Origin of the sequence: Pacificibacter maritimus, assembly GCF_003814915.1 — a bacterium.
Classification (GTDB): Bacteria; Pseudomonadota; Alphaproteobacteria; order Rhodobacterales; family Rhodobacteraceae; genus Celeribacter; species Celeribacter maritimus.
The window spans coordinates 67,585-79,816 of sequence record NZ_RKQK01000002.1; the positions used below are offsets into that span (position 1 = coordinate 67,585).

The 12,232-nt window shown below is 52.6% G+C and carries 13 protein-coding genes; 2 read left to right on the top strand and 11 right to left on the bottom strand.

Translation table 11 applies throughout. From position 1 onward, the window contains the following. Positions 1–101: 101 nt before the first annotated feature. The 8 genes from pcaF to pcaD all read right to left on the bottom strand — a co-directional run bounded on the left by pcaF (position 102) and on the right by pcaD (position 6,488). On the bottom strand, positions 102–1,307 hold the full coding sequence (gene pcaF, locus EDD53_RS06865; protein WP_123792485.1) for a 3-oxoadipyl-CoA thiolase: 1,206 nt from the start codon (positions 1,305–1,307) through the stop codon (positions 102–104). A gap of 2 nt (positions 1,308–1,309) precedes the next feature. Continuing rightward, positions 1,310–1,984 carry a 3-oxoacid CoA-transferase subunit B gene (locus EDD53_RS06870; protein ID WP_123792486.1) on the bottom strand — a complete coding sequence of 225 codons (675 nt, stop codon included), beginning with the start codon at positions 1,982–1,984 and terminating at the stop codon, positions 1,310–1,312. Continuing rightward, positions 1,984–2,703 (bottom strand): 3-oxoacid CoA-transferase subunit A, encoded by a 720-nt coding sequence (locus EDD53_RS06875; RefSeq protein ID WP_123792487.1) that lies wholly within the window; start codon positions 2,701–2,703, stop codon positions 1,984–1,986. The genes EDD53_RS06870 and EDD53_RS06875 overlap by 1 nt, the downstream gene beginning before the upstream one ends. Before the next feature lie 152 nt (positions 2,704–2,855). Then, complete coding sequence (locus EDD53_RS06880; RefSeq protein ID WP_123792488.1) at positions 2,856–3,926, bottom strand: 3-carboxy-cis,cis-muconate cycloisomerase; 1,071 nt, start codon at positions 3,924–3,926, stop codon at positions 2,856–2,858. A gap of 69 nt (positions 3,927–3,995) precedes the next feature. Continuing rightward, a complete protein-coding gene (gene pcaG / locus EDD53_RS06885; protein ID WP_123792489.1) occupies positions 3,996–4,595 on the bottom strand; it encodes a protocatechuate 3,4-dioxygenase subunit alpha in 600 nt (199 codons plus the stop codon). A 2-nt stretch (positions 4,596–4,597) separates the two neighbouring features. Beyond that, on the bottom strand, positions 4,598–5,326 hold the full coding sequence (pcaH, locus tag EDD53_RS06890) for a protocatechuate 3,4-dioxygenase subunit beta (RefSeq protein ID WP_123792490.1): 729 nt from the start codon (positions 5,324–5,326) through the stop codon (positions 4,598–4,600). After that, positions 5,319–5,705, bottom strand: coding sequence for a 4-carboxymuconolactone decarboxylase (gene pcaC, locus EDD53_RS06895; protein WP_123792491.1), 387 nt, complete (start codon positions 5,703–5,705; stop codon positions 5,319–5,321). Before pcaC ends, pcaH begins: the two co-directional genes overlap by 8 nt. Further along, on the bottom strand, positions 5,706–6,488 hold the full coding sequence (gene pcaD, locus EDD53_RS06900; RefSeq protein WP_123792492.1) for a 3-oxoadipate enol-lactonase: 783 nt from the start codon (positions 6,486–6,488) through the stop codon (positions 5,706–5,708). A gap of 87 nt (positions 6,489–6,575) precedes the next feature. On the opposite strand from pcaD, the gene EDD53_RS06905 reads away from it, so the two are divergent. Continuing rightward, complete coding sequence (locus EDD53_RS06905) at positions 6,576–7,490, top strand: LysR substrate-binding domain-containing protein (protein ID WP_123792493.1); 915 nt, start codon at positions 6,576–6,578, stop codon at positions 7,488–7,490. Between the two features lie 58 nt (positions 7,491–7,548). Here the strand turns inward: EDD53_RS06905 and pobA are convergent, their stop codons facing one another. After that, the gene (gene pobA, locus EDD53_RS06910; RefSeq protein ID WP_123792494.1) at positions 7,549–8,718 is read right to left on the bottom strand and encodes a 4-hydroxybenzoate 3-monooxygenase; all 1,170 of its coding nucleotides are present in this window, start codon (positions 8,716–8,718) and stop codon (positions 7,549–7,551) included. A gap of 93 nt (positions 8,719–8,811) precedes the next feature. On the opposite strand from pobA, the gene EDD53_RS06915 reads away from it, so the two are divergent. After that, on the top strand, positions 8,812–9,669 hold the full coding sequence (locus tag EDD53_RS06915) for a helix-turn-helix domain-containing protein (protein WP_123792495.1): 858 nt from the start codon (positions 8,812–8,814) through the stop codon (positions 9,667–9,669). On the opposite strand, the gene EDD53_RS06920 is transcribed toward EDD53_RS06915, so the two are convergent. Beyond that, complete coding sequence (locus EDD53_RS06920; protein WP_123792496.1) at positions 9,666–11,231, bottom strand: acyl-CoA dehydrogenase family protein; 1,566 nt, start codon at positions 11,229–11,231, stop codon at positions 9,666–9,668. The genes EDD53_RS06915 and EDD53_RS06920 overlap by 4 nt on opposite strands. A 114-nt stretch (positions 11,232–11,345) precedes the next feature. Further along, the gene (locus EDD53_RS06925; protein WP_123792497.1) at positions 11,346–12,221 is read right to left on the bottom strand and encodes an amidohydrolase family protein; all 876 of its coding nucleotides are present in this window, start codon (positions 12,219–12,221) and stop codon (positions 11,346–11,348) included. Positions 12,222–12,232 lie beyond the last annotated feature (11 nt).

A 12,232-nucleotide genomic window follows, 5' to 3' on the forward strand; every position in this document is an offset into this window, starting at 1 on the left:
GGTTTAGAAAGCCCTTTCCTGCGCTTGTGCAACACCACGCAAAAATAAAAACAGCCGCGCCCCCAAGGGACGCGGCTGTCTAAACATCACTGCGTTTGGCTTTAGACCGCTTCGATTGCCACGGCGATACCTTGGCCCACACCGATGCACATGGTCGCCAAAGCGCGTTTGCCGCCTTTGAGTTTCAATTCAAGCGCCGCCGTACCCGCGATACGCGCGCCCGACATGCCCAAAGGATGGCCCAAAGCAATTGCGCCTCCATTCGGATTAACGCGAGGATCGTCATCTTTAATGCCCAAATCTCGCAGGGTCGCCAGACCTTGGCTGGCGAATGCTTCGTTCAATTCGATCACGTCGAAATCATCCGCGGTCAGGTTCAAGCGCGCCATCAGTTTCTTGCTGGCGGGTGCAGGACCAAAGCCCATGATACGCGGTGCAACACCAGCTGTCGCGCCACCAAGCACTTTGGCGATTGGGGTGAGCCCATGTTTTTCCGCGGCTTCTTTCGTTGCCAAAATCAAAGCCGCAGCACCATCATTCACGCCTGAGGCATTGCCCGCTGTGATGGTCCCGCCTTCGCGTACAAAACCACGCAATTTGGCCAGACCCTCTGCGGTTGTCGAGGCACGGGGGTGCTCATCGGCAGACACAACAATGGGATCGCCTTTGCGCTGCGGGATGGTTACAGGCACGATTTCTTGCGCCAAGCGGCCATTTTCCATCGCGATGGCGGCTTTTTGCTGCGATGCAAGCGCCATCGCATCTTGATCTTCACGGCTGATACCAAAGTCATCAGCGACATTTTCAGCCGTCTCAGGCATGGAATCCACACCATATTGCGCCTTCATCAGCTTGTTGACAAAGCGCCAACCAATCGTGGTGTCATGCACTTCATTGGCACGCGAAAAAGCTGTCGTCGCCTTGGGCATCACAAAGGGCGCGCGTGACATGCTTTCAACACCGCCCACCACGACCAAGTTCATTTCGCCAGATTTGATCGCGCGTGCACCTGTGATCAAAGCATCCATGCCAGAGCCGCACAAGCGGTTCATTGTAGTGCCTGGAACTGTGTCGGGATACCCCGCCAAAAGCAAAGACATGCGCGCCACGTTGCGGTTGTCTTCGCCTGCTTGGTTCGCACACCCAAAGATCACTTCGTCGATCTCAGCCAAATCAAGTTTGGGATTACGCGCGGCCAGTTCTTTTAAAGGGATCGCGCCCAAATCGTCCGCACGCACAGAGGACAGACCACCACCAAAACGACCAATCGGTGTGCGGATATAGTCGCAGATATATACATCAGTCATGATTATAGCTCCGGTACTGTAAGATCGCCCACGGGGCCATCTGTGTGCAATGTCGCGCCTGTCAGCTCTTGCAAGTCGTCAAATGTCATATCGGCGAGTTTTTCGCGCAAGATGAATTTGCCGCCTTCGATATCGACCACCGCCAAGGATGTGTAAACACGTGTCACACAGCCCACGCCCGTCAGCGGGAATGTGCAGGCCTCGACCAGCTTTGGCTTGCCGTCTTTGGTGACGTGATCGGTGATCACCGCCACGCGTTTGGCGCCGTGCACCAAATCCATCGCACCACCAACGGCAGGCACACCTTTTGATCCAACGCGCCAATTGGCCAGATCACCGTTTTGCGCAATCTGGTAGGCGCCTAAAATAGCGACATCCAAGTGGCCACCACGCACCATGGAAAAACTGTCGGCGTGGTGAAAAAAGCTGGCACCTGGTTTAAGGGTGATCGCCTTTTTACCTGCGTTGATCAGATCCCAATCTTCCTCGCCCTCTTTGGGGGCTTGGCCAAACCCCAGCACGCCGTTTTCTGTGTGGAACACAGCTTCGCGGCCCTCTGGTTGGAATTTCGCCACCATTTCGGGGAAACCGATGCCAAGGTTTACATAGGCACCATCGTCGATGTCTTGCGCTGCACGCCATGCGATTTGAGCGTTAGAGAGTTTTGTGTAAGACATTAGTGGACCTCCTCGGTGCGCACGAGAACTTCTTCTTGGGCAGGCTCTTTCACTTCGACCACGTGATCGACGAAAATACCTGGAGTGATCACCTGTTCAGGATCAATGCCGCCCGCCTCAACCAGTTCAGACACTTGCGCGATGGTGACATCTGCGGCCATACACATCAGCGGATTGAAATTGCGCCCAGCCAAACGGTAGGTCAGATTGCCGTGCTTGTCGCCCAGCTGGCCTTTGACGATGGCGAAATCGGCTTTCAACCAGCGCTCTTGCACATAATGTTTGCCGTCAAATTCTTCGGTGGGTTTGCCGATCGCCAGCTCTGTGCCGTAGGATGTGGGCGTGTAAAAGGCTGGGATGCCAGCGCCTGCGGCCCGAATACGTTCGGCCAAAGTGCCTTGGGGAACCAGTTCCAATTCGATTTCATCTGCCAGAAATTTTTCGTTGAACGCTTCGGCATTGGAGGAGCGCGGGAAAGAACAGATCATCTTTTTGACCATGCCTGCTTTGATCATCGCAGCGATGCCAACATAGCCGTTGCCAGCGTTGTTGTTGATCACGGTCACGTCTTTTGGGCTGCCTGTGGCGCGAAAGCGGTCGATCAACGTGTGGATCAACTCAATCGGGCTGCCTGAGCCGCCAAAGCCGCCGATCATCAAAACCGCACCGTCGTGAATGTCCGCGACAGCTTCGGTCAAAGTGGAAATGGATTTATCCATGCCAGTCTCCTGTAAAGCAAGCGCCCAGACAGATTCTGGGCCTTTGGCCGCAACGTTATCAACGCTGTTGAGCTTGGAACAGGAGTTTGTTCACATAATGAGCTTTGTTCATAATGATGCAAATTTCGTGCGTATCGTGAACAAAAACAGACTTAATCCGCAGCGCCTAAACGTTCGATGCGCGCGCAAAGATCAATTGCGGCAGACAGTCCCCGCCCCGTGGTTTGCGCCATTTGAGGCAAAAGCATCCATTCGAGTGACCAAGCCGCGCCTGAACGCTCTTGTTCGTGAAGCAATGCGTGATGCATTCCGCTGACCTGCACAGCATTAAACCGCGCCAATGTGACCAAAAGCTCAGCCAAAACAGGGTTTTGTTTGTGCGGCATGGCAGATGATCCGCCCCCGCCCGACATGCGCACTTCGTCGATACCTTGCTGCGCCATCAGGCAAATATCTTGACCGATTTTGCCCAAAGTCCCTGACACAAGCGAAAGAAAGGATGCGTATTCTGCGATGCCATCGCGCATGGCGTGCCATGCTTTATGCGTCGCGGTCAAACCCAAGTCTGCAGCCACATCTGTGACGACAGCATTCGCAGCCTCCCCAAGCGCTTTGCGATCCCCAGACGCGCCTCCGATCTGAACCAACTCGACACGGGGCCGAAGTTGATCAAGGCGTGTCAAATGCGCCGCAAGTGGGATGCGCCAAGCCTGCACACGATCTGCCACGGTGATTTCAGTGGCGGCCTGCATGCGCGTACGCCCCATCATCGGGCGATCGCCAAACTGTGCTTCAAGCGCTTTCAAGGCTGTTTCGAGTTCCATCATGCGCCCTGCGATCAACATTGATGTGTCGCGTAGGGTCAAAGCCAAAGCGCTATCGACGACATCTTGCGATGTCGCGCCCTTATGGACGACACCTGCCGAAACCGCGTCATCCCCTGCTGCTGCTTTCATTTGCCCGACCATACGCGGGATCGGCACGCCGTCGATAGCTAGACCCGCGCGAATATCGCCCAAATCCACGTTCATGCTTTCAATGGCACGCGCAGCGGTTTCTCCGATGGTCTCATCGCCCACAACATGTTTGCCCAACGCCCGTGACCACGCCGCTTCAAAACTTTGCATATGAGCCATTTGTTTGTCGGCAGACCAAATATCGGCCATGGGCTTATCTTCGAAAAGTCCAGAAAGCCAAGGGTGGTCAAAGGCGCTTAAAGTCATGGGGGTCTCCTGACACGTCTCAAAAGGGGCAGTGAGACCCGCCCCTTTTGAGATCGTATAATTGGCATTTTAGATGTCTAAAAACACAGTTTCGTTTTCACCTTGTAAGCGAATATCAAAGCGATATTTGCCCTCGCCCGTTTTTTTCGCGATCAAAGTTTGAACACGCGGTGTTTGTTCAATCTTAGACAGCAGCAGGTCCTCTGAATTGTCTTCATCTTCAAAATAGATCCGCGTTTGCAGGCCCACATTGATGCCACGCGCCACGATCCAAAGCGAAATATGCGGTGCCTGCATCACACCGTGACGTGTGCCAACACGACCTGGCTTAATGGTGCGCAATGTAAATTCACCTGTTTCGGAATCGGCGGCAAAGCGGCAATATCCGTGCACTTTGGGATCAGCGCCCTCTTGGGTAGAAAACTTGCCCATCGCATCAGGCTGCCAGCTTTCGATCAAAGCATCGCGCAACGCCCAGCCAGTGCCATCATAGACAGAGCCCGTGATTTCAATGACTTCGCCTTTTGCGCCCTCTTCGATGGGACTGATGCCAAGTTCTTCGTCGTAGTAGTTTTCCATCCCCGCATGGGCTTGGATCATGCCGATATGAACATATGGCCCTGCGGTTTGTGATGGGGTTTCTTGCAATGTATCCAGTGATTGTACCATGTTTACATCCCCTCCAACTTGTTTTCGAACATCGTTTGACGACGCCCCCGCAGGACGATGTCAAACTTATAGGCCAAGAAATCCAAAGGCTTGGATTTTGAAAAATCTAGCGGCGCCACAAGACGATCAATCTGACTGCGATCCTTGATGGTTGCCACAATAGGACAGTGGTTGATTAAGGGATCGCCTTCGAAATACATCTGGGTGATCAAGCGCTGACCAAAGCCTGAGCCAAAGACAGAGACGTGGATGTGCATCGGACGCCAATCATTGCCACGGTTGGGCCAAGGATAGGCACCAGGACGAATGGTCAGAAATTCATAATACCCGTTTTCATCCGTCAAAGTGCGACCACAGCCGCCAAAATTTGGATCAAGCGGCGCAAGGTAGCCATCTTTTTTGTGACGGTAGCGCCCACCCGCATTGGCTTGCCAGACTTCGACCAATGTGTTTGCCACAGGGCGGTTGTTTTCATCAACCACGCGCCCATGCACCAAGATGCGTTCGCCCACAGCAGGGGCTTTGCCGCGTGTGAAATTCAAAATCAGGTTATTGTCATAGAGACCCAATTTGTTATGGCCAAAGCGCGGCCCAAATTCTTCGGATGCCGTGCTTTCCATCGACACAAGCGCCCAATTTGGGGACCGTGGCACAGATGTTTTGTAACCCGGATCATATGGAACTGGGTGGATGTTACGATTGCGGGCTATCAATGCGCCTTGATCACTCATCAGATGCCTCCTCCATTTCAGCGTATGTGGCTTTCGCCAATTTGATAGCATGGTTGGCCTTTGGAACACCTGCATAAATCGCAACGTGTTGGAATGCTTCCATGATATCGCTTTTGCTTGCGCCTGTGTTGGCAGTGGCGCGAATATGCATTGGGATTTCTTCGAAATTGCCTGTCGCAGCCAACAAGGCCAAGGTCAACATAGACCGTTCGCGGCGCGAAATCGCATCAGATGACCACACTGTGCCCCAAGCGCTTTCGGTGATCAGTGTTTGAAACCCAAGATCCAATTCACTTTTATTGGCTTCCGCGCGGTCGACATGGGCATTGCCCAGAACTTCTCGGCGCGTTTTCATGCCTTGATCAAAACGAGATGTCATCTAAGCGGTCCTTTTCAAAAAATCAGTAATCAGTTGAGCCGTTTGTGCAGGATGTTCCACACAGGGCAGATGGCCAGCATCCTTTATCAAATGGAATTCGGCGCCGCATAGCTTGGCCGTCGCCTGCACCAACTCAGGTGGCGTCGCACCATCTTCATCGCCCACCATCGCCAAAACAGGGATCGTCATAGCGCGCGCAGTTTCTGTGAAGTCAGCGCCCGCAATCGCAGCGCAGCATCCTAAGTAGCCCTCAAGCGGTGTCCGCGATAGCATGTTTTGCCAAGGGGCAACCCGCAGCGCATCCGCACGAAACTTTTCGGCAAACCAGCGTTCCATCACACCCGCGGCCAATGGCGCAATGCCTGTGGCCTGCATGGATGAAATGCGGTCATTCCAAAATTCAGGCGTACCAATCTTGGCGGCGGTATCCATCAAGACCAGCGCCTTGACCAAATCGGGGCGCGCTGCAATCAGTCCGTGCCCTATCAGCCCGCCAATAGACAAGCCGACAAAGGTGATATCTTTCAACCCCAATGTGTCGGCAATCACTGCTGCATCATTGGCCAAATCCTCGATCGCATAGGGTCCATCTGGGCAATCCGATAGGCCATGCCCACGCTTGTCAAAACGCACAACGCGCAGATCTGCGGGCAAATGCGCTATCAAGGCATCCCAGACCCGCAAGTCCGTGCCTAGGGAATTGGCAAACATCACCACTGCACCGTCTTTTGGGCCAGTGTCCAAGACATGCAAAGCCACGCCCGCATTCAAAATCATCTGCATAGGGTCCTCCATTGGCCCTCTTTTGCCATAGCTTTCATGCAAATAAAATTATAATCATCAGTAAAATACATAACTCATAGGTTATATATGATTGATCACCGTATTCGGTTTCGCCACCTGCATTGCTTTTTAGAAACGGCGCGCCTTGGGTCTTTATCGGTTGCCGCACAGGCGCTGAATGTGTCGCAACCCGCCGCATCGAAAAGCATCAAGGAACTTGAAACTCTCTTGGGCGTTGCTTTGTTTGATCGGACAGGGCGCAGGCTGGTTTTGACATCTGCTGGACGTCGGTTTCAGCAGCATGCGGGGGCGGCACTTGTTGATTTGGGGCGTGCACAAGACATGGTCCGCGAGATGCCGCGCCAGAAAACGAAACTGGTGGTTGGCGCCCTGCCCACTGCCGCGACGGACCTCTTGCCGCGCGCCTCCTTGCAATTTCAACACGCACGCCCCAATTGTTTGATCCGTGTCAGTACTGGCCCCAATTGGATGCTTTTATCGCAGTTGCGCGAAGGCATTCTGGATATGGTTGTGGGGCGCATGACCCAAAGTGGTACAATGGATGGTCTGTCTTTTCGGCAACTGTATTCTGAACGCGTCGTGCCTGTGGTGCGCCCTGGCCATCCGCTGGATCGTGCCGATTGGTCCGCAAGCGCCCTGCGTGATTTCCCACTGATGTTGCCGCCTTCAGGGGCCGTGATTTCCCCGATGGTACGCGCCTATTTGTTTAACAATAATATCAGCGCGCATGAACCCGCCTTTGAAAATGTGTCATTGGCTTTCGGACGCCATGTCGTGCAAAATTCAGATGTGGTTTGGTTTATTTCGCAAGGAGTCGTGCGCAGTGATCTTGCCGCAGGTACGTTGAAAGACCTGCCTTTACAGGATGTTATGCTTGGTGGCCCCGTCGGAGTCTCTATGCGCGACGGCGCTATGATCACGCCTGAGCAACGCCACCTATTGGAATGTTTGGTCGTGGCCGCAGAGGCACTTCCCCGCTAAACCAACAAAGGCGCCCTTGGGAATAAGAGCGCCCTTGACCATTGCAATGAGTTTGACGTTAGAACGGCAAACCGATGTAGTTTTGTGCCAAATCGCGGCGCGCTGTTTGTGAAGTTTTCAAATGACTAAATGTGGCTTTGCGCATCTGTGCTGCAAAGCTATCTTCGCCATCAAACTGGTGCATCATAGTGGTCATCTGCCAGCTAAAGCGCATGGCTTTCCAAATACGGTCCAGCGCCTTTTCTGAATAGCCTTCAATCCCGCTTAGATCATTGTGCTTGAGCGCTTGGATCAATGCCTCTTTCAAATAGAACACATCCGACACGGCCAAGTTCAACCCTTTGGCACCTGTAGGCGGTACGATATGCGCGGAATCCCCAACCAAAAACAGGTTCCCCCATTTCAGGGGTTCCGACACGAAAGATCGTAAAGGCGCGATAGATTTTTCAATCGACGGCGCCATGATCACCTTATCCGCAGTCTCTTTTGGCAAACGCTTTTTGAATTCGGTCCAAAAGCGCTCGTCGCTCCAGTCTTCGACCTTGTCGGTCAATGGCACCTGCACATAGTGGCGCACCAAATTTTCGTTACGCATAGAGGCCAGCGCAAATCCGTGCTTGGAATTGGCATAAATCAATTCATCGGCAATGGGCGGTGTTTGTGACAAAATGCCAAGCCAGCCAAAGGGGTAAACGCGTTCAAATTCTTGGCGCACATCTTCGGGAATGGTCTTGCGTGACACGCCATGAAAGCCGTCACAGCCCGCAACATAGGCGCAGGTCAGGCGCTTGCGTTCGCCGTCAACGGTATAGTCCACATAAGATTCCGCTTCATGCAGATCGTGTATTTTGACGTCTTCGACATTATGCACGATGGTCGTGCCCATTTCGTCTTGCGCAGCATAAAGATCGGTGGTGACTTCAGTCTGGCCGTAAACCATCACCTGTTTGCCTGTCAGTTCTTTAAAATCGATATGTATGATGTCATTATCGTCAGATAAATAGCAGCCGTCATGCGGATCGCCTTCTGCATCCATACGCGCACCAACGCCTGCTTCGCGCAGCAATTCGACGGTGCCCCATTCCAAAATCCCAGCACGAATACGCGACAAAACATGGTCACGAGAAGACCGTTCGAGAACAACAGTTTCGATGCCGGTTTTGTTCAAAAGTTGGGACAATAAAAGCCCAGACGGGCCGCCACCAATAATCGCTACTTGGGTTTTCATAAAGCCAAACATCCTTATAGATTTTGACCACCCTACCGAAAACGCAGCACATAAAGAATGGACGCAACGCGCAAGAAATGGTACTAAACGTGCATGAAATCTCATGCACAAATACCAAGCTTTACACTCTTTGGTGAAAACCGAGGCTTTCCTGATGTCGTGCATTGCGAAGACATTCATGCCCGCGCGCATTTGCATGATTGGATCATCGCCCCGCACAGACATGGACAAATGGTGCAGATTTTTCAGATTGAAACAGGCGCTGCGCAAACGCAAATTGATAGCGCCATAGGCCTGCTTAAGCCTAAAGAATTCCTATACATACCAACAAATGTTGTGCACGGGTTTGAGTTTGACAAGGGCACTAAAGGGCGCGTAATTTCCCTGCCCTCGCCTATTTTAACAAGCTTTGCCACGAAAATTCCGCAAGACCTGACCAAACCCATCAAAGGCGTCATTGATGATACCTTTGGCTTTTTGACGCAGCAATTGGCACAAAGCTATCAGTCCAATGGCACTTATCGCACAGAGCGACTTATCGGGTTAAGCCATGTGATTTTATCTTATGTTGCCGAACGCGGCGCGAGAAACGCAAGTAACACACCGCAAAGCCATCAGGTGATGGACCGTTTTGACGCCTTGATTTCGGAAACCCTAAACGAAGCATGGCGCCCAGGCGATTACGCAAATGCTTTGGCCATGACACCCGGTCATTTGGGGCGCATTTGTCGTGACGCCACAGGAAAATCCACATCTGCCTATATTGACACAGCGGTGATGACCGAGGCCAGCAGGCTATTGGCCTTTACCCGCCTGTCGGTGTCAGAAATCGGGTATCGCCTAGGGTATAGCGACCCGCCCTATTTTTCACGCAGGTTTCACAAAATCTGCGGCATGACGCCAAGCGCCTATCGCGCGCAATTCATCACCAGTAAACCCGACCCCACTTAAAGCGGCAATGCCACAGGCACGGGGCGTTTTTTGATCCGTTCAGCCAAGGTTAAAATTCGCGTAGGATCGTCATGCGTCGATGCAACCCTTGCGATTTTGCACCAAACGGCACGGAAAAACAGATCGCTGGAAAGTTGCATAAATTCATGTGCAACGGATGACGGATCGTCCAAACCTACGACATGATCCCGCGCGTTTTGCCAATCTTTCAAATGCGGAGCAAGCGCGCCCTCTTGGTCCAATTCGATTATCAGCTGCGCAAAGTCATCCGCGCCCCTGCCGCACAATCCACGTCCCGCCAAGCTGGCCGCATGAATGCCATTGGCCCCCTCATAGATTGATGTAATACGTGCATCTCGCCATGTTTGAGACACGCGATATTCGGTCAGATAGCCATAACCGCCCAGTACCTGAATGCCCAAATCAGCCGCAGTGATACCGCTTTCGGTACAAAACACTTTGCAAATGGGGGTCAAAAATTCGACCAACTCAGGACGCATACCAAGTTCCATTTCGACGATCGCGATATGGGCCATAGCCCGCGCACCAAGAGCCAAACTGTCTTGGGTTTCCAGCATACGTTGGACATCAGCGTGGTCTGACAAGACAGCATCACTGCCATCGGCCTTGCGCCCTTGTTTGCGGTCATTGGCATAGGTTTTAGCAATATCATGCGCACGCGCCGCATGGGCGATCCCTTGCAAGGACACATCCAAACGCGCGTGGTTCATCATGGTAAACATGGCTTTTAGGCCTTCAACTTCAGCGCCAATCAACTCGGCTTGAGCCCCATCAAAAGACATCTGACAGGTGGGCGAGGCATGCAGGCCCAGCTTTTCTTCGATCCGTGTGACTGTGATGGCATTTGGCGATCCGTTAACGTCACTTGGTGCCAAAAACAGCGACAAACCTTTTACACCATCCGCGACATCACCCGAACGCGCAAGGACCAGATGCAAAATCCCGTTGGATAGGTTTTGATCCCCACCAGAGATGAATATCTTTTCGCCTTCAATGCGCCAATGATCACCATGCTTTCTAGCTTTGGTGCGCAACTTCGACAGATCAGACCCCGCCCCAGATTCAGTGAGACACATCGTGGACAGGACATCACCTGAGGCAAGCTGCGGAATCCACTGAGTTTGTTGCGCTTCGGTGCCGAATTTCAGCAGCGTTGAAATTGCGCCAGGCACAAGGTTGCAAATCATTTGCAATGCGTGATTTGCGCCCGAAAACACCTCTGAGACCGCCGCTTGTGTTAGGTGGTTCATGTCCATGCCACCAAAATTGTCTGGCGCGGTCAACCCTTGCCAGCCTCCTTCAATCAGCTGGTCAAAGGCGGCTTTATACCCATCAGGCATCAGCACCCTGCCCGCTTCCATGCGACAGCCCTGAGCATCGCCTTGCTCGTCAATCGGAGCCAAGACACCTTGGGCGAAGCTTGCGAAATGCTCCAAAATTTCACCCGTCATTTCTGCATCAAAATGCTCAACGCGGGCGGCATTTGCCACATGCGTTAAAGACCATAGAATATCGGCACTTGGAGATGAAAATGCGGCCATAGGATTTCCTTTTGAAACAAGGCATGGCTTGGGCAATGCCTGTGCACCCCCAGCACGAAACAACCAAGGCGCAAAAGTTGAAATGGGCAAACTTTGAGTGTTTGCCCAAAACCGTTAGTCGGAAACGCCAAGCAAACGCATGGCGTTTTCTTTTAGGATAAGCGGGCGCACTTCGTCGCGGAACTCGGCCTTGTCGAAGGCGTTCAGCCATTTTTCTGGCGCAATCATCGGCCAGTCAGAGCCGAACAACATTTTCTTTTTCAGCAAAGTATTGGCATAGCGCACCAAGATTGGCGGAAAGTATTTTGGCGACCAACCAGACAGGTCAATATAGACATTCGGCTTATGCGTTGCGACAGATAGGGCTTCTTCTTGCCACGGGAAACTGGGGTGCGCGAGGATGATCGGCATGTCGGGAAAATCCACACAAAGATCATCGATATACATCGGGTTTGAATATTTCAAACGCATGCCGTTGCCGCCGCGCATGCCTGAACCAACCCCAGTTTGGCCTGTGTGGAACAAAGCTGGTTTACCCGTTTCAGCGATCGCTTCATAAAGATCATAGGCCATGCGATCATTGGGGTAAAAGCCTTGCATGGTCGGGTGAAATTTGAACCCTTGCACACCGTGGTTTTCAACCAGATCACGCGCCTCACGCGCGCCCAATTTACCTTTATGTGGGTCAATCGACGCGAAGGGGATCAAGATGTCATCGTTCTTTGCGCAAGCATCTGCAACTTCGTAATTGTCGTAGCGGCGGTAGCCCGTTTCGCGCTCTGCATCGACGGGAAAAATCACCGCCGCGATATTCATTTCGCGGTAATGTGCTGCCGTTTCGTCAATGGTGGGTGGATGTGCCCAAGGCGCGCCAAAGTATTTAGCCATCGTGCTTTGCAATTCGTCATAGCCGTCGTCGGCGTGACACCCGCAGGCTTCTTCCGCATGAGTATGAAAATCGATTGCGCGAACTTTTGAAAAATCTACCATGGTTTTATTCC